The organism is Paenibacillus sp. 8b26, from assembly GCF_050626875.1.
In the GTDB taxonomy this organism is placed as follows: Bacteria; Bacillota; Bacilli; order Paenibacillales; family Paenibacillaceae; genus Paenibacillus.
The window spans coordinates 2,101,332-2,118,780 of sequence record NZ_CP192445.1; the positions used below are offsets into that span (position 1 = coordinate 2,101,332).

Annotated in this window: 15 protein-coding genes and 3 pseudogenes; 8 read left to right on the plus strand and 10 right to left on the minus strand. The window is 38.8% G+C overall.

Annotation, left to right across the window (positions count from 1 at the left end; genetic code table 11):
• Window positions 1–39: 39 nt before the first annotated feature.
• Entirely contained in the window at window positions 40–2,979 is a 2,940-nt protein-coding gene (locus tag ACQ4MX_RS09455; protein ID WP_431090286.1) for an S-layer homology domain-containing protein, read from the minus strand.
• Window positions 2,980–3,390: 411 nt separating this feature from the next.
• Complete coding sequence (locus tag ACQ4MX_RS09460; RefSeq protein ID WP_431090287.1) at window positions 3,391–4,098, minus strand: hypothetical protein; 708 nt, start codon at window positions 4,096–4,098, stop codon at window positions 3,391–3,393.
• A 220-nt stretch (window positions 4,099–4,318) separates the two neighbouring features.
• Between ACQ4MX_RS09460 and ACQ4MX_RS09465 the strand changes: the two genes are divergently transcribed.
• Window positions 4,319–4,573 carry a hypothetical protein gene (locus ACQ4MX_RS09465; RefSeq protein ID WP_431090288.1) on the plus strand — a complete coding sequence of 85 codons (255 nt, stop codon included), beginning with the start codon at window positions 4,319–4,321 and terminating at the stop codon, window positions 4,571–4,573.
• Between the two features lie 89 nt (window positions 4,574–4,662).
• Here ACQ4MX_RS09465 and ACQ4MX_RS09470 read toward each other — a convergent pair whose 3' ends face one another.
• The 3 genes from ACQ4MX_RS09470 to ACQ4MX_RS09480 all read right to left on the minus strand — a co-directional run bounded on the left by ACQ4MX_RS09470 (window position 4,663) and on the right by ACQ4MX_RS09480 (window position 7,439).
• Window positions 4,663–6,042, minus strand: a complete 1,380-nt coding sequence (locus ACQ4MX_RS09470; protein WP_431090290.1) for an amino acid permease — start codon at window positions 6,040–6,042, stop codon at window positions 4,663–4,665.
• 513 nt (window positions 6,043–6,555) lie between these two features.
• On the minus strand, window positions 6,556–6,795 hold the full coding sequence (locus tag ACQ4MX_RS09475) for a helix-turn-helix domain-containing protein (RefSeq protein WP_431090291.1): 240 nt from the start codon (window positions 6,793–6,795) through the stop codon (window positions 6,556–6,558).
• A 200-nt stretch (window positions 6,796–6,995) separates the two neighbouring features.
• Window positions 6,996–7,439: a HEAT repeat domain-containing protein gene (locus ACQ4MX_RS09480; protein WP_431090292.1), complete on the minus strand. Its 444-nt coding sequence runs from the start codon at window positions 7,437–7,439 to the stop codon at window positions 6,996–6,998.
• Between the two features lie 349 nt (window positions 7,440–7,788).
• On the opposite strand from ACQ4MX_RS09480, the gene ACQ4MX_RS09485 reads away from it, so the two are divergent.
• Together ACQ4MX_RS09485 and ACQ4MX_RS09490 are read left to right on the plus strand one after the other, a co-directional pair.
• On the plus strand, window positions 7,789–8,301 hold the full coding sequence (locus ACQ4MX_RS09485) for a DinB family protein (protein ID WP_431090294.1): 513 nt from the start codon (window positions 7,789–7,791) through the stop codon (window positions 8,299–8,301).
• 303 nt (window positions 8,302–8,604) lie between these two features.
• Entirely contained in the window at window positions 8,605–8,796 is a 192-nt protein-coding gene (locus tag ACQ4MX_RS09490) for a hypothetical protein (protein WP_431090296.1), read from the plus strand.
• 301 nt (window positions 8,797–9,097) lie between these two features.
• Here ACQ4MX_RS09490 and ACQ4MX_RS09495 read toward each other — a convergent pair whose 3' ends face one another.
• The 5 genes and pseudogenes from ACQ4MX_RS09495 to ACQ4MX_RS09515 form a co-directional block, all read right to left on the minus strand.
• Entirely contained in the window at window positions 9,098–9,622 is a 525-nt protein-coding gene (locus ACQ4MX_RS09495; RefSeq protein ID WP_044647050.1) for a VOC family protein, read from the minus strand.
• 48 nt (window positions 9,623–9,670) lie between these two features.
• Complete coding sequence (locus ACQ4MX_RS09500; RefSeq protein ID WP_431090297.1) at window positions 9,671–10,297, minus strand: type 1 glutamine amidotransferase family protein; 627 nt, start codon at window positions 10,295–10,297, stop codon at window positions 9,671–9,673.
• 113 nt (window positions 10,298–10,410) lie between these two features.
• Window positions 10,411–11,133, minus strand: a pseudogene (locus ACQ4MX_RS09505) (helix-turn-helix transcriptional regulator); the annotation flags it as partial.
• 128 nt (window positions 11,134–11,261) lie between these two features.
• On the minus strand, window positions 11,262–12,713 hold the full coding sequence (locus tag ACQ4MX_RS09510) for an IS1182 family transposase (protein WP_431090298.1): 1,452 nt from the start codon (window positions 12,711–12,713) through the stop codon (window positions 11,262–11,264).
• 115 nt (window positions 12,714–12,828) lie between these two features.
• Window positions 12,829–13,080: pseudogene (locus ACQ4MX_RS09515) on the minus strand (helix-turn-helix transcriptional regulator); the annotation flags it as partial.
• A gap of 336 nt (window positions 13,081–13,416) precedes the next feature.
• Here ACQ4MX_RS09515 and ACQ4MX_RS09520 point away from each other — a divergent pair.
• From ACQ4MX_RS09520 to ACQ4MX_RS09540, 5 genes and pseudogenes are all read left to right on the plus strand, one after another.
• Window positions 13,417–13,557, plus strand: coding sequence for a hypothetical protein (locus tag ACQ4MX_RS09520; RefSeq protein WP_431090299.1), 141 nt, complete (start codon window positions 13,417–13,419; stop codon window positions 13,555–13,557).
• Window positions 13,558–13,639: 82 nt separating this feature from the next.
• Window positions 13,640–15,145, plus strand: a complete 1,506-nt coding sequence (locus tag ACQ4MX_RS09525; protein WP_431090301.1) for a B12-binding domain-containing radical SAM protein — start codon at window positions 13,640–13,642, stop codon at window positions 15,143–15,145.
• Between the two features lie 3 nt (window positions 15,146–15,148).
• The gene (locus ACQ4MX_RS09530) at window positions 15,149–15,895 is read left to right on the plus strand and encodes a hypothetical protein (RefSeq protein WP_431090303.1); all 747 of its coding nucleotides are present in this window, start codon (window positions 15,149–15,151) and stop codon (window positions 15,893–15,895) included.
• Between the two features lie 26 nt (window positions 15,896–15,921).
• Entirely contained in the window at window positions 15,922–17,136 is a 1,215-nt protein-coding gene (locus tag ACQ4MX_RS09535; RefSeq protein ID WP_431090305.1) for an MFS transporter, read from the plus strand.
• 152 nt (window positions 17,137–17,288) lie between these two features.
• Window positions 17,289–17,432 (plus strand): annotated as a pseudogene (locus ACQ4MX_RS09540) (hypothetical protein); the annotation flags it as partial.
• Window positions 17,433–17,449 lie beyond the last annotated feature (17 nt).

The window sequence follows — 17,449 nt, forward strand, 5'->3', positions numbered from 1 at the left end:
ACCGAAAGCAATATGCTCTCGGTTCTTCGTTTCATACAATTACTGATAGTTCACTTCTTCTGCGAAGTAAATCTCCTTCAAACGATCCTTAACGCGCTGAATTTCCTCTGCTGTTAACGGAGCCGTAGGATCTAGCTTGAAGTTCCTTCCGGTGACATAGCTTACATCCGTTTTCAAATCCAGGTTGTATGGTAACTTCGGAACCGGACTGCGGGTATAGTCCGTAAAATCAATAATGGACCAGGCCGCATCTCCATCCTCCTTGGATAAAATGATCCGCTGTGAGGCATTTTCAGTCCACAAGTAACGCAGATTGGCCGGCGAATTATTGGAGCCCGTGGGCGTCTCAATGCCGGAGCCCCTAAACATGAGTGAAAATTCCGAATGATCATTATTCGATCCAGCTGACGATTGATAAATCTGTTTTAGCCCGTCCACGCTCACAATCTCGACCTCACGGCCAGCAGGGAAGTTCTTCACAAAGTTCTCCCATATTTGAGACATGTTATGCTTTTGGGCAAACGAGTTGATGTCCAGAATAATGGACATATAGTTCACCGTATTTAAACGTTGATACGGATTATCCAGATATTGCTGTGCTATATACAGTTGTGGTGCCGCATCCGTTTTTTCATTCAAATTTGGGTCACCTGGATTGAGCGTCCAGCGTGAGGAATCTTTTGTATAACGTGATCCAATGGGATCAATCGTAACCGAGTTCATAAACGCGATACCGCTATTATCGGTAACCCCCTGTGCTGGAACAATCGGATTATCCTTATTAGACCAGTAAGGCATCAAAGGTGAACCCTCACCATACATGTTGTTAACATTATACTGTGTAGCCGACCACCCCATGGCTGAAGTGATCTTATAATGATCTTTAAGCCATTGGGCCTGCTCAGGATTCACCGTAAAGCTGGTCAATGATTTAGGCAGATACTTCCGATATTGGTCTGTATCCATGCTTTCAAACACCGAAGGTGATCCCATCGTACCGCCTTGGTGCAGCTCATTGAGTGCATTATAACGATACATATACAACCACTCGCTCATCCGTGCTTCCCAAATAGGAAGCTTGTGCAGGTTATTCGGGTATCCGTCCATAATCCCGACTTCATCGCCATACTGATCCACGTATGCCAAAACCTGTTTAAGCTGCGGGCGATTCGTGTCTACAAAAACAAATGTATTTTCCATCGCCCAGGTCACTTTTAAATTGGGGCCAAAGTGATCCATCAGCAACTGACGAGCTTGCTTAATTTGGTCTACCGTGGTCGCACTGCCGCCTTGTCCCTGCAGCATTATGGAGACAGCAAAATATTGCTTTTTGCGTTCTCCTGGTACTACAGTTAACTCGGCATCGGATATGAAGTGAATTCCCTGAGATGGTGATTCAACCTCGATCTTGAATGGAATGACCGAGTTCACTGCCGGAATCAAATGCAGATTGACAATACGTCCATCCTCATCAAATATTTCACTGGAATCCTCTATCCGAAGCTTCAAGTCTGACGGCAACGAGCCGGGCGGTATGACCTCTCCCTTTGCATTGTGAAATACATAGGGCATGCTCCAGGCTGCAGGGTCTAGAGTAGCGGCCTGTGAAATGGAGTACGTCGCCAAGTATACGGACCTGATTACATTCGGAGCCTCTGGTGGAGGAGTCATTCCTTTCACGATCAGCTTGGTCTGTGCTTTAAGTACCCGATAAGGTTTGGCAATGGTGACTTCCAACTCGACAGGAATAGTACCATCTGCAGCAGGAATATTTTCAGAATGTACGATTTTCCCCTGTTCATCAAACACACCTAATGCATCACTAAATGTATAAGTAACACTTGTAACGCTGGCAGCGGGAATGCTTACCGGCTGCCCTTCTTTGTAGAGCTGAAAGGACAGCTGATACGAAGGATACGTTTCCGGTTGATTTATGAGCTCCGACGCCTTGATTACGACCTCATCCACTACAAAATCCGAAGAGTGATCCGGTGGTTTGGGACCAGGTGTCGGTGGCTTAGGATCAGGTGCCGGTGGCTTGGGATCAGGTGCCGGTGGCTTAGGATCAGGTGCCGGTGGCTTGGGATCAGGTGCCGGTGGCTTAGGATCAGGTGCCGGTGGCTTAGGATCGGGTGCCGGTGGCTTGGGATCGGGTGCCGGTGGCTTGGGATCAGGCTTAGAGCTGTGTCTTTCAGGCTCCTCAATTTCCGGATTCACAGGCCCGGGGCTAATTTCCGGTGCCAAGTCGACCACTGGTTTGTCCTGTTCCGGCAAGCTGGGTAGCTGATTCGTCGTTCCAGCTCTGTTTCCTGACTCTAGCAAACGCTTGGCACGCTCTCTCAGATCGTCACCGCCTAGCCATACCCGATATGCAACCAACGTGGCATCTTGTCGTGTTACAAATTTTTTGGGATAGAAATAATGATTCGTATCCCCCTCTATCAGCTCTAATCGCTCCATCAACCACACGCTCGTTTGTGCATAGTCTGATATATCAGATTGATCCACAAAACTGGATATACCAGCAGAACGTGTATCTTCTGAAACACCAAAATACCGTGCATACCAAACGGCCATATCCTGACGAGTCATATTGTGCTTGGCACCAAATAATTGATCACTAATTCCTTTCGTAATGTTCTCTTTCTGCAAGATCTGCACATAAGGTAGGGCCCAGGGAGACACATCACGAAAAGAAATAACGTCTTTGTCATTCGACGTGCGTTTTAAGGTTTTAGCGAAGATACTAGCCCATTCCTGCCGCGAAATAAAATGTACAGGTCGAAAACTACCATCCTGATAACCCGTAACATAACCTTGAGCGGCCATGGCCTCAATCGCATCCGCTGCGTAGGAATGTTCAATATCGTTAAAGGCCCTATCTGCAAAAACAGGCACAGTATGTATACAGAACAACCAAACAGCCAGTAAACTAGCCATGTATTGCCTAATTCGTTTTAACTTTTTTTCACATCTCATTATGTTAGATCATTACACCTCCTCTATGAGATAGCATTGGATCATTTTCACCTGTCCCTCTGTTTCAGCTTTGAAAATAACCCCATTTGTTTTCAAACGAATTTTAATTTCCATTAACACCAAACTGTATATAATTAAATTATCGGAATAATCCCCCCGGAATTGAATAAGGCCAGTAAAAAAAAGTAATTCTGTCCTTATGCTAATTAATATACTTTTAAAGCTGTATATCCCAATCACTTAACAATGGCTTTCATTGGGAATTAAATGCTTATTACCTTATTGGGCTGCTATTTTGGTCACGCCTACAAATAAAACAAAAGATAACATCATGTATCCTCATTCAGTATGAAGAATACACAATGTTATCTCGTTCTTGTGTAGATAAGTTTATTAAATTCTGTCTGCTCTTTAATTCTCTTTTACTTCAGAACCCTTATAAATATAAAAGTAGCCGTTAAAAATTCCATTTGACGGATAAGCAGCAGGATCTTTACCCTTTATTTGGCCTACCAACTCTTGATTTATAAACGTAGGGGTTCCTTCTTCAATTAACGCTTCAGCAGACATTTCACTGACCGGTTTTACTGTACTGGACCGGAATGTAACTAAATAGACATCGTTAGCATCAAAATGATATCGTCCTTCCGTTGGAGTCCCCTCATAAAACAGCTCCGCCAAAGAAGCCGCTTCAGACCCTCTCATAAAAACTCGAATATCATCGGTTCCGTTCCATCTACCAGGAATTCCGCCTATTGGATTAACGTATTCCAAAATTTCTGGTTCCTTGTCGCGAATAAAATCAGTAACCGAATATTTATAAACCCCATCTGTTACACTCTTGATAGCAACTCCAGTTGTTTTTCCTGTTCTATAGCCGCTGACCCCCCCATACACATTCGGGGTTTTGCTAATAGCAGCAAAGAATTTTTCCTGATCCATAAATCCGGCTCTTCCAGGTACTGGCGTCAACTTGTAGTTTCTGACCTCAGTCCCCTTGTACTTCTCCCAAGTGTATTCAAAATAATAACTCGCATGAGATACTCCACTGTTCCAGCCTACAGATGCCAGCATGATAATACCTAGCATGAATAATAATGGCCATTTTTTCAACATCATGCCCTCTCCCTCTTTTTTTCTTAATACAATGCATTATAGCGTTTCAATAATTATACTGACAGTTAAATTTTAGAAAGAAATAAGAATAATTTGTTCTTTATTCATTTGATGTACCACGGTCTGTCCTATAGAATATAGAATATACTAGATTCTATCAATTGCAGGAAGGCTGAGGATGTTTAGCTGCAGGAGGAAAATCAAAGGAAGGGTGAATTTATCTATGTTTAAGAAAATGGATATTTACAGAATCCTCACTCTCATATCTGCTTTAATGGTTGTGATCCCATCATCTTTATCACTCGCATTTCCTGATACCTATACGCACTCATACACCATCGCACAATTTTTTATGGGCATTCTGTTTTTATTTTCAGGCATTTTGGAGTTTAAAGCAAAACGAAATCATATGGCTATAGCCAGCTTTATCGTTTCCTTTTTCACTTTTTTTGTATTTATATTTAGGCTGATTGCGTGAAAAAGATAACCATACATAAAATAAAAGCCGAGCGAACTCAGGATATAACCTGAATGGCACTCGGCAAATTTTACATATTTAACAATCTTCTAGTTTTCCTCTAGTTCTTCAATTCTCTGCCGCTTTCCTATACCAAAGACAAAATAGCCGACAACGACGATTGCCATGAATGATGCTCCGACAATCAGCGACGTACGCGTGTCTGGATTGAACCACATTCCAACGATCACCAGGGACAAGAAGATAATGGTGATGTAGTTGCTGATCGGGAAAAAACGAGATTTGAAGGGGTGATCTTCCATTTCATTCTTCCATTTTTTTCTGAATTTAAATTGGCTGATCGCCATTGCAAACCACGGTACCATGCCTGGAAGAACACTGGCGCTATAAATATACAGGAACAGCTTGGAATCAGGGATTAAGTAATTAAACAGCACTCCCACTAGCAGCAAGGAAATGGTCGCAATAATACTATTTCTGGGAACCCCGCTTTCGGAAACTTTCCCAAAGAACTTGGGGGCTTGTCCGTTTTTAGACAATGTATATAACATTCTTCCCGCACTGTAAATCCCGCTGTTGCAGCCTGACATCGCGGCTGTGAGAACAACGAAATTAATGATGCCCGCAGCGGCAACAATCCCTACTTTGGCAAAGGTCAGAACGAAAGGACTGCCGATCTCGCCAATTTGATTCCATGGATAGATTGTAACAATAACAAAGATCGCACCCACGTAAAAAATCAGAATACGCCAGATAATATTCTTAATGGCTTTTCGCAGCGTCATTTTCGGATTTTCTGCTTCACCCGCCGTAATGCCCACCATCTCTATACCTTGATAAGCGGCCGTTACAATACAGAGCGCAAATAGAAAACCTTTTAAACCACCTGCAAAAAAACCGCCATGGCTGTACAGATTGGAGAGACCAATCGGTTGCCCGCCGTTCCCCAGGCCAAAGAAGATCATACCCGTGCCAATAATCAACATAAAGATAATGGCGACAATCTTAATCATGGCAAACCAAAATTCAAATTCTCCATAAAATTTCACAGCCGCCAAATTGGCTAACGCAATAATGATGACACCTGCCAAGGCTGGTAGCCATTGCGGAATGTCAGGGAACCAATAGCCCACGTACACCCCAATGGCAGTAACCTCCGCCATCCCTACAGTAACCCATAAAAACCAATAGCTCCAAGCGGTCAAAAAACCGGCCAAAGGGCTAATATATTTATGTGCAAAAGTAGCGAATGAGCCTGTCACCGGTTCGAGAATCAGCATTTCTCCCATCATCCGCATGACAAAAAACATAATAATCCCGGCTAAGAGATAGGCCAACAGCACAGAAGGCCCCGCCCATTTTATCGTACTTGCTGACCCCATAAACAAACCAACGCCAATGGTGCCTCCAAGCGCAATCAGCTCAACATGCCGTGGCTTTAGCCCTCTCGTTAATTGTTTCGATTCCAAAAAAACGCTCCCTTTCGTATATGTTCATCATCAAACTGAAAGATATGGAAAACAGCCCCTATCCCAAAAAGGATATCGAGATATCAGGCTGCCGTGATGCTGATTTTGCCAATACAGAGCTACTTCATCATCCGAGTGCGTACAAGGAAATCACGTCCAAATATGAATCAAGCCTTGCTGTTCCTGAGTCCGACCCTGTAGCAATGAAAGAATTGTATGACAAAAAAAACGGAAAATCAACACTTGTTAATTAACCAATGGTTAAAGAATAATGGTAAAAAATAGAGGGCCAAATTTGTCGTTGCAACAGCTTATTCACTATGACCACGCTTAGAGCTAATATATTTCACGGAAACGTGTTTATCAACGACAAACTTCACTATTGCCCCATCAAAAATGATCATTTTCCTACAATTTATCTACAGATAATTCTTAGTTGCTTTCTTTGCATTCCTGATATGTATTTCATAGCTTGCTCAAAAAGTATTCCTTTAACGTTATAGAATAGAAATTTTATTGGTTTGTATCTTTCACATACTTGAGCAATTCTCCAGGCTGGCAATCCAGCGCAGCACAAATACGGTTAAGTGTATCCAATGTAATGGATTTAACGTCAACCCCACCGTCAGACACCCACTGACTTATCGCATTAGGACGTATCCCTAATTTTTTCGCCAAAACGTACATAGTCTTTATTAACTCCATTATCAACTGTTCGTTATCAACTGTTCGTTTCCCAGCCTCCGCAGGCATTCGTCAGATGTAAAGAAGTTTCATATATGCGAGTAATCATACGCTGAATATTCTTGCTCAGTAGCTTGTCGAACAGGTCATCAGTTAAATTTTATTTGCACCATAACCACCAAAAAAAGACCTTAGCAAAGATAACTCCTTATCCCTGTTAAGATCTTGTCTTTATTAAGGTCTTGTCTTAAACTGTAACGGTCCCGACATTATCTTGTGGATAACGAAGCCCATTTTTGCTCCAGCCACTGATCAAACTCAGCACCCTTGTCACCTTCATAGACGTCATAAATATCGACTCTCATCTTGTGCAGCTTCTCGCGAAAATCGTTATAGGTATGATCGGCTGGCAGGCTTTTTTTAATCCGCACCAGAGTCTTCGTCAGGCCCTTTACAAGCTCACCCTCTTTGCGCACAGGCGGCTGTACATTCTCGCCCCATTCCTGTAGCTTGTTGTATGCGGCTTGCTGAACGGCATATACCGTATCATTATTCAATCGGTGTGTCAGCACGTCAATCGTCTGCTGGTTCTTCCATGCACCCAGATCATTTACCGCAGCTAGACGCGCTTTCCAATCGGAGGTTCGGTTTGCAGCTACTTTAAGCTGTTCATATACTTCTGCAAATTCCTGCTGAGTTTCGTTGTTTTCCAAAATAATCTCATCCTTTTCTATAACTGAGTCAATCTATTTCGATCCTGTAACGGTTCCACCATCAGAACACTTTGTTCACCTGTTCTTCGACCCTGTGGCTTTACTAAAAAAATCACTACATTTGCTGTTCATCATGATTGCCGTTTGTTAAATATAACATACTTGCAGGTCTTCTTCATATCTCGAACCATCTTCTTTATTTACGAACTTACGTGGAAAGTTAAATTGAGCTTTTGATGCTCCGGCTCTCTTGCATTTAGTTAGTGTAGTACTAGCTTTAATAAAAACTTATGTTCGTATACAATGAATGGGTTGGAAAATATATTCCACATGAAAAGAGGAGATTCATATGATGGATTTTTCATTACAATTTTATGATTTTAACGCATGGGCAAATGAACAAATTTTCAAGCGTTTAAAAGAGCTTCCCAAGGATGCTTATCGTCAAGAAGTTCAAAGTGTATTTCCTTCGTTAGCGAATGTGTTGGCCCATGTTTATCTTTCCGATCTTGGATGGATAGAAGTTTTTTCTGGTAAAAGTTTGAACCATGCATTGTCGTTAGCTGAACAACTAAAAGAACAAACTGAGTCAAAAGGGTTAGAGGAAATGGAGACCATGTTTTTGGAGTTATCCGAGCGATTCAAATCGTTCCTGAACCAAAAAGAAAATATAGACAAGCCTCTTGTCATTGAGAATCCTTCTGCCGACCTCATGAAAACAAGTGTATCCGAAATAGTCCCCCACATTGTGAATCATGGAACATATCACCGTGGTAATATCACAGCTATGTTACGACAAATGGGTTACGCTTCTGTGTCAACAGATTATGGTCTTTTCTTATATTTAAAAACAAGGGTTTAGCGTATATTTCCGTGCGTAATTTGACTGGCCTTGGAGTATGGAAAAACCGCCATTCGAAACTACAAAATACTCATTCCACGATTTTTCACCTGACTTTTATTACTCTACGTTCAGCAGATCAATCTGTAATGGAAAAGTTTGAGTCCATTCTTTCGCAAATTCAGAACAGCGTTAATGCAATACATCATGAATTCTCATACCAAAGATAACAAGCAGTACGTGGACGATGTGGCTTTGATTCGGGCTATTCTAGACCCCGGCGAGGCAACAAGGGAATTATTTAAATGTAAGGACAATAACATATTGAGATTGAATTCAAAACGGGTAGACCAAATTCAGTTAGAGCAGCTTGTGCTCAATGACATCCTGATTGATTCTGGCGTTTTTCATGAAAACACTGACTACATTAGTGGACTGATCGGTTTGGATATTTTGAAGAGCGCAGAAATGCTTATTGATCTTCATCAGATGGAAATGTATTCGGCAATTAAATAGACATAGAAAAGAGGACGTGAATAGCTAACGTCCTCTTTTCGTCCCCAACGAACCCCTCTACTGGATCGGCTACACTCTTATACCAAGCGAGCGATGCTCTCCACATGCCTTGTGGCGGTGATAATGATGCCGTATGAAGCTGGTAGCTCCTTGGCGATACGATATATTTTCGAAAGATTGCTTTTTCAACCTCAAAATTTTGAAGTTTCTATTTTCGCCAACTATTTGGCACCAGCATTTCTATTACATCATTTCAGCAAACTGTCACTTTTAACACTTTTTATTAAGACAGTTATTGCATTTATTCTCCACTAAAGCTTTTGGCCCATTCAGCAACCCTACGACTACTTTCTTCTTCTGACAAATCCTCAATCCTAGTCATAATAGACCATCTTACTCCAAAAGGATCCAATATACTTGCGAATCGATCACCTGAAACAAAGTTTGCAACCGGTTCCCTTACTTTTGCTCCTCTTGCTACCGCATTTTCAAGTACCTGATCAACATTAATTACGTAAATTCCTAAAGAATAACACGCATTGTCCTCATCTGGCGGCAAGGCCAATTTATATGCCGGATTCGCTGCTCCCAGCTGCAAAAAACCATTTCCAAAATCTAATTCCGCATGAACAATTATTTTATTTCCATTTCCATCAGGATATTCAGTAATATCCTTAACCCTTGCATTGAAAACAGTTTTATAGAACTCTATTGCCTCAGAAGGATTCTTCACAGTTATAAATGGGGTAATAGATGTAAAGCCGTTGGGTGTTCCATTCTTTGTATATTTACCTGACACTCCCATATATTCTCTGCTTTCAGTCATTTTTACTCCTCCTTTAAATGATCAAATACCAATTTTATGCTTATACCTTCATTGGATTGAATTCATCAACTCATAGAAATACTTGGAATCCTGAGTCTTATTAAGACTATACCAGGCTTCTAATGTTTTAGAAGAAAACACACCCAGAGCTTTCAAAACGTGTACGGAAAATTCCAACGGAGCTGTTCCAGATGCAGTGATCAGTTTTCCATCCGTTACAACAGACTCCATTTTGTAATACTTTTCGCCCGTGTATGTGGGACAGGTCATTTTAAGGTATTCCAGATCATTGCTTGTATGCCAACGTGAATTCAGCAATCCTGTCTGGGCGAGTCCCATGGTAGCACCACAAATCGCTGCAACCCATATACCTTCCTTTAAACACCTCTCAGCGATTTTTAAGATGGGTTGGTGAATTGTTTCTGTCCATGTATCTCCACCGGGTAAAATCAATGTATCTGTGCTTTCAATGCTGCACTCATCCAGTTTGATGTCAGGCAGTATTTTCAATCCGCCCATTGTAGTTACAGGAGTCTTTTCAATTCCCACGGTAACTATTTTTGATGGGGCCAGCCCCTTTTTATAATATCTCCCCGAGTTCAGTTCCGCAGTTAAGTAACCTATTTCCCAATCTGACATTGTGTCAAACACATAAAGGTATACCATATTATTCATTTGCACGTTCTCCTTATTTTACAATTCATCAAGTGATACCAACCATCCATCGATAATCAATGATTATCATCATTATAAAATAGCTTCACTGACATCTGCTGTCAGTGAAGCTATTAAAGTTGATAATATTCCATTAGCTCCGACGCAACAGCAACAAGTTTTTCCTTCAAACTCTGTGGTTCGATTACTTGAATGGATTTCCCGTAGGATAGGAGAAAATAAGGGACATATATATGAATTGATTTTTCCTCAAGTAAAAAGATTGCTTGATTTGATGTCCGCTCTTTCAGATGATGCCCCAAAAACCAATGCAGGCATAAGTCATCCAATGCCTCTGACCTGCCTCCGATAATTAAAGAAATTAACCCGTCCTTGCCCACTAAATCAGGTAACAGATTTTGCATAAAAAACTCACGGGCCGAAAAAGCCTCGGGACGCTTAAATATGATTTGAGTACGCTTGATCTGTAAAATCCGATCTGCCCGAAAGCTACGGATCTCATTTCTTAGGTGACAAAATGCAACAGTATACCATTTATTGTTCCAGTAGACCATTCCATAGGGATCTATCACCCTATTCTTGGGTTGTTCTTCATGGCTTGAGCGATAATCCATTTCTACAGAGGATTCGTTTGCTACAGCCTGCTCCAATTCTGCCAATACCGGCTGAAGAGAAGGGTCTCCCATGCGGTTAATAACTTCAAATCCGGCTAAATGACGGCTAAGTATACTTTCCTGCTCCTGATTCGAATACATTTTCAATTTTGATGTCGCATTGCCTAATGCCTCACTCAAAGGGTATCCAGCTTCTTTTGCAAAAACAGCAGCATGAAGGAGGCCACTGAAAAACATGGTTCTTACAGATAGCTGAAAAAGAATCCATTAAAAAGACGACATGCATTCCTTTGTTTTTGAATGAGATGTCGTCTTTTTTTGCTTCCTCATGTCTACGAGTGCTCCTCTTTTTAGCTCATCAACTTCAAGATCCGCTTCAGATTCACCGCGAAAATCGCCATCGCTCCTTGCATCTCCATGCCAATCAGACCCGAGGAAGATGCCACATCATACCCGTGTCTGTGCTTGAGTTCACTGTTCTTGGCTTCAATTTTGTATCGCTCTTTGGCCTTGGTCTTAAAGACCTCACTCTCCTGAAATACGGCTTGAGCCAGATGTTCATCGCTTTTTATACTTACAGAATACGTCTTGCTTTTTGCCCCGTCCTTGTAGCAGCCTTCCCGAAGAAGGCATCGCTTGCATGTTTCTACGTCAAAGTAATAGGTGTCGGTTTGGTTTTCTCCTTGGCCTTTTTTCCCCTGCCGCGCCCGGCGAGTTGCTAGATGACCAGCCTTGCACACATACATCCCTGCATCTTTATTGAACTCAAATTCGTCTTCCTTCTTTCGGTTTCCCTGAGTAATCAAAGGATGTAGTTTTGCGACCAGTTGGATGTTTTCTTGCGCACTGTAGGCGAGGTTATCTTTTTCTGAATAGGCTGCATCTCCAATCACCGTTTCCACTTTCATTCCTACCGCCTTACTTTTTTCAATCAAGGTTTGGAGTTGCTTGCCGTCGTGTTTTTCCCCGGTGGTAATTGTTGCCGCTGTTATGATTCGCTCTTCACTCATAGCGATGTGGGTTTTGTAACCAAAAAACGAGAAGTCCACACTTTTGTGACCCATTTTGGCATCGGGATCCGCAGACGTTTGCAGATGCTCCACATCGTCGGTGACTGTTTCTTTCAATAAATTCAACGGTTCTGTAACCTTCGGCAGTCCGGTAAATCGCCCATCCTGTTCAATCACAGCGACCAGTTGCTGGCTATACTGGATTTCATCTTCTAGGACATCCGTGGCGGGTTTGGCGGGAAACTTACTTTTCATGGATTCACCCAGCATGTAGATGGCCTTTCTGAGACGCTTGGAACGTTCCCGTAGCACGGCTTGCGGTGTTTTTTGAGTGTAGCGGGCTTGGGTATGAGTTGCGTCCACAATAATAGATTTACTGTGAATAACGCCTTTTTCGATGGCGATTTCCACCGCTTTGCCGATGAGCAAATCTAACAACTTCATACCTTTGAGTCGTAATTTGCGAAACTTGGTGAGTAGACTGAGATCAATGACAGCTTCTTCTAGAGCCATATGCAGAAAAAACTTGAATGACAAATCCGTTTTTGAGCGCTCAACCAGGTCGATGTCAGACAAGTCAAAGATGGACTTGAGTAGCAAATATTTAAACATCCGAACCGGATCTACAGCTGTACGTCCGTTGTCATGACAATAGTTGTCATGCAGTTCCTCATACACAAAGCTAAAGTCCACCAGTTCGTCCATTCTCCACAACATATGATCTTTGGGGATGAGTACATCGTAAAGTTCTGTATACGGACTCAACAAAAAGCTCTGCTGTTTCGGGAGCACAGGGATCACCAACCTTGGATAAGATACTTCAATTATACCGAAAAAAAGAGACAGACTCCTCAAAAAAATGAGGAACTGTCTCTTTTGGTGAGCTGGGGGACTTTTTCAGTGGCCTCGCATGAAGGAGTGCCTTTTTTTCCTCAATATCAAATAGCAGAGGTGCTCTGATAAAGTTATTTAGCAAGCTATACCCGCCATTATGACCTGTGTCGGATATTATAGGCACTCCACTGGCACATAGTGCATCAATATACCGATATACTGTCCTTATATTTATTTCTAACTTTTCGGATATTTGTTTTGCAGTCATTTTTACGCCTGAATTCAGCATCCATAGAATTGCCAGCATATTATCGTTTTTTGGCATAACCTGAATCCTCATCTTTCATTAAAGCTCAATCTTTTATAAATATCTTTTTTATCTTCTCAAGGATCGCACTAAATGATTAGCTTTGCGAATCGCCTGCATCCCTTATTCATCAATCTTTCAGCCTTTCAATCCTCACAACAGCCTCCACATGTGTCGAGACGATGGAAAGAATATACTTCAAATTCTATTTTTCTAGTATGTAAATTAGATTTCAAAATTTCATTATTCGACAATAAAAAACAAAAAAATACATTATTAGCTATATACGTTTTTGGAACAATTTTGGATAATTATGGTGTACCATAAAATACTATTTTTCAAGGAGGATTTGCTATGAAACAAGATAAGAACGTCAGTAACAAAGATTTGCAAAACTTGCTCAGATCATTAAGAAAAGTTGAAGGTTCAAAAAGTCCTGCTGAACTCAGAAGTTTACTTTGGGGTTCCTTAACTGATTTATCTCCTGAACGTTAATTGTTAAAGCTGTGGAAATGGGGAGCTGACATACTGCTCCTCATTTTTACAACATTATTTACTTTGAAAGGAGAGACAGAATTTGAAATTATGCTTACTTACAATTAATGCAGAAGGCTTTGATTTGCCTCCGTATGGTATTTGGATACTTAAGGCATTCATTAATAAGTATGCCAGTGTAAACTCTATCAACGTTGACGTAATTGTTTCAAGCTTTAATTACCAAACATCAAATGAAACCGTTGTAGATTACTTGAACAACATAAATTGCGATGTAATTGGCTTCTCCATGTACATATGGAATCATATCCAAATAAAAGAGCTTATACATGAATTAAAATCAAAACAACAATTCTTCAATACAAAACTAGTCCTAGGAGGACCACACGTTAGCTTTGACAACAAGGAATTGAAAGAATTAGTTGAAAACAATATATTAGATGCGTTAGTTGTTGGAGAAGGCGAAAAACCATTACTCCACATTTTAAAATGCCTCTCTATGAACCAAAATATCACTGCATATAAAGGTGTTTATACTCTTTACAAAGAACACCCTGAATTATCTTCAGATCTAATAATTTATGATGATAATGAGAACATCAATTACTTACCTAATCCATACATCGAATTACCTGAACTGATGGATGAATCGCTAGAAAAAGAAAGTATTCAATATGAAACTTCAAGGGGATGTCCTTTTAATTGTACTTTTTGTGATCAGGGGCATAAACCATATAAAAGTATCACAATGGAACGTATCGAAAGTGATTTGAAATTCTTTGCTGATAAGAATACTAAACATACTAGTTTTCTTGATGGTACATTTAACCTTAGTAATAAAAGAACAATCAAACTACTAAATCTGCTTACAACGTATAGTCGATCGTGGACTTTTCATGCGGAGATAAAACCAGAAAATTTAAAATTAGAAGAAATTCAATTAATGGCCCAGGCAAACTGTCTATCAGTAGAATTAGGATTACAGTCTGCTCATGAGAAGACTTTGCGTTTAATTAAGAGAAGAAATAATTGGAGTAAAATAGAACAAAACGTAAAATACCTCATCGACTATAATATTGAAGTTAATGTCAATACAATTATTGGATTACCTGAGGAATCCCTAAATGATTGGTACGAAACATTAGATTACTGCTTCAATTTAGGAAATGTAAAGATTCTTTCTAATGTATTAAAAATACTACCTAACACAGTAATGGCGGAACAGATCAAACAATTCGGTTTTGATTTTGATAGCACGAATTATACTATTAGAAAAACAAATACATTTAAAAAAGAAGAAATTGAAATTGCAACTGTAATTAATAGACTTGTTGATTTATTTTGGAATAGAACAGGTACTCCATCAATTATTAGGACTATAACAAAAGAATTATTCAACGGAAGATTCAGTTTATTTTTAGAAGAATTGTTTTATTTTCTTCTAAAAAAACCCACACTTCTTGAACAACAATCCTATTTTTATGATTCAATATATTCATTTACTCAATCTTTGGGGATTCAGACTGAATTAAAAAAGATAATAAATAATCAGTTAGAAAAAGATTATTCTTTAGCGAGAGGTCTATAGAAAATGACTCCATTCCATGAGGAAATAAACGAATTGCATTCATATCTTGAGACATATAGCTTAAAATACGGTTATTATTCTGTTACCTCACTCGTCATTAAATATAATATATTAATATCTATCTTAAAGATGTTTATTAATCTAAATGACGAGAGTGACAAAGCTGCTTTATCAGCACAGCTAGAAAAAGCAACAATAATCCTTCAAGATCATTATGACAAAACAAGTCGAATAATTTTGGTTGAACATAATTTTCATATAATAAAAGAATATCTCAAAAACCAAAAAACACTTCTAGAATATGATTATAACTACTATATCAAACATTACCAACCTACTGCTCAAAAAGTACAAAATGAAACTTACACATTAAAAGGTGACTATTCACATTCACACCATATTATCTCTGATAATGTATATATATATATAGTTGATAAGTATGGTGAATTGATTATTTACCAACAACCTATTTCAATTATTGATTTAGTTTTTAGAAAAGAATTTAAATCAAATCAAGGGTACTCATTAATACATCCATATTTAGTAAAAACAAAAGACATTATTATTCAAGGAGCAGGAGAGATTATATTTGTGAAAAACAATTCTAAAGAGATAAAGGGATGCGTAGTAAATAATAAATCAGGACATTTTATGCCTCCAGAGTCTACCCTACAAAATGTTAATATGGCGCTCAAGGATACTTTTAAGAACAACATTACAATAATTAATATAGCAATCAAAAAGTTCTAATAAATTTATCCTTTGGAGAATTATATATGCTGACACTTTTAAAAAAACCTGCCTTCCTTGTATTATTTATTTGCCAAGGGCTATCCCAAATTGCAAGCGCGTTCCATTTAATCGCATTACCATTGTATGTTTATAAATTAACAAATTCATCTGTACTAACCGGTTTAATATCTTTTATTGAAATTATAACAACTATTTTAGTAAGTTTGTTTGCAGGAACTGTTATTGACAGGAGCAATAAAAAATACATTATAGTAAATTCCGAAATTTGTAGATCACTTATTATTTTTTATTTAATTTTCATTCCAGAAATTTATGCGCCTTGGATACTAATCCTTATAACCATTATGACAGGAATTACTTCATCATTTTCGGCTATAACCCAAGTTACAATAATTAAATCACTAGTTGATAATAAAAATCTATCTGAAGCAAATTCACTATTGCTACTATTAAACTCAATTGCCTTGATTCTAGGACCCATATTGGGAACAGTTTTTATTGAACATCTGAACTACTCAGGAACATTTATGTTGAATTCTGCTTCTTTTTTAATTAGCGCTATTGGATATTGTTTTATAAATACTAGATGGAATGAAACACAAAAAACCTTAATCAAAAAAAATATAAACATCATACAGGAACTAAAAGAAGGATTCGATATACTTAAACAAAATCAAAATCTGCTCTCTACACTTACTTCAACTTGGGTTATAGCATTAGGAATAGGGGCTAATAGCATTCTCTTTATTCTTCATTTTCAACAAAATGGAGTGTCCGTCCAAAATATAGGAATGTACATGTCATTTCAGGGTTTTGGATTATTAATTGGTACAATCCTTTTTTCTAGAATCAGCAAAAAATTTGGAATGAGAAAAACATATGTATTTTCAATGATTGCTATAGGCATTTTTTTAATATTGTTTATTAACATATCTACAATAAACTTTTTAATTAGTAATTTACTTATTTTTTTATTTGGAATTAGTTTATCATTTTTCAATATAGCTATTAAAAGTATTATTCAAATAAATACTAGTTATGAATATATCGGAAGGATTTCTTCAATTAATCGCGTTTTATCAAGAAGTGCTTCTTCAGTTTCAATTCTAGTGGGCAGTTTATTTTCCTCCATTATATCTCCATCTTGGATATTAACAATACTAGGTCTATTTATTGTTTTTACAAGTTTGTATACAGGGATGAATCTTAAGGTGCTACCCTTCATCAAAAACAACTAATATTATATGCTATAACCAAATTTAAGTTCTTAGGGTAGGTCAACTTAAGAGAGCAGTGTATATTCAAACCAACAGTACAGCATTATAGACTCTAACTTGCTAAATTGCTTATGTTCAGACATATGAAATTCCTATACAAATTAGCCCCTTTAATGATATCATATACTAAAAAAAGAAGAGATGGTGATATTTTGAATATTCAAAAGAAAGTCGCATTAACTGGTATTAAACCTACTGGTGAATTACATCTAGGGAATTACATCGGTGCAATCAAGCCGGCAATAGAACTATCTAAAGCAACCCAATTTTCTTC

What these genes read in the sequence shown, in the direction of transcription:
- ACQ4MX_RS09530 (WP_431090303.1), top strand. Translation starts at nt 15,149, where the DNA reads ATGACTCCATTCCATGAGGAAATAAACGAATTGCATTCATATCTTGAG.
- ACQ4MX_RS09495 (WP_044647050.1), bottom strand. Translation starts at nt 9,622, where the DNA reads ATGACTGAAAGCAGAGAATATATGGGAGTGTCAGGTAAATATACAAAG.
- ACQ4MX_RS09475 (WP_431090291.1), bottom strand. Translation starts at nt 6,795, where the DNA reads ATGCCTGCGGAGGCTGGGAAACGAACAGTTGATAACGAACAGTTGATA.
- ACQ4MX_RS09520 (WP_431090299.1), top strand. Translation starts at nt 13,417, where the DNA reads ATGAAACAAGATAAGAACGTCAGTAACAAAGATTTGCAAAACTTGCTC.
- ACQ4MX_RS09535 (WP_431090305.1), top strand. Translation starts at nt 15,922, where the DNA reads ATGCTGACACTTTTAAAAAAACCTGCCTTCCTTGTATTATTTATTTGC.
- ACQ4MX_RS09460 (WP_431090287.1), bottom strand. Translation starts at nt 4,098, where the DNA reads ATGATGTTGAAAAAATGGCCATTATTATTCATGCTAGGTATTATCATG.
- ACQ4MX_RS09500 (WP_431090297.1), bottom strand. Translation starts at nt 10,297, where the DNA reads ATGAATAATATGGTATACCTTTATGTGTTTGACACAATGTCAGATTGG.
- ACQ4MX_RS09485 (WP_431090294.1), top strand. Translation starts at nt 7,789, where the DNA reads ATGATGGATTTTTCATTACAATTTTATGATTTTAACGCATGGGCAAAT.
- ACQ4MX_RS09455 (WP_431090286.1), bottom strand. Translation starts at nt 2,979, where the DNA reads ATGAGATGTGAAAAAAAGTTAAAACGAATTAGGCAATACATGGCTAGT.
- ACQ4MX_RS09465 (WP_431090288.1), top strand. Translation starts at nt 4,319, where the DNA reads ATGTTTAAGAAAATGGATATTTACAGAATCCTCACTCTCATATCTGCT.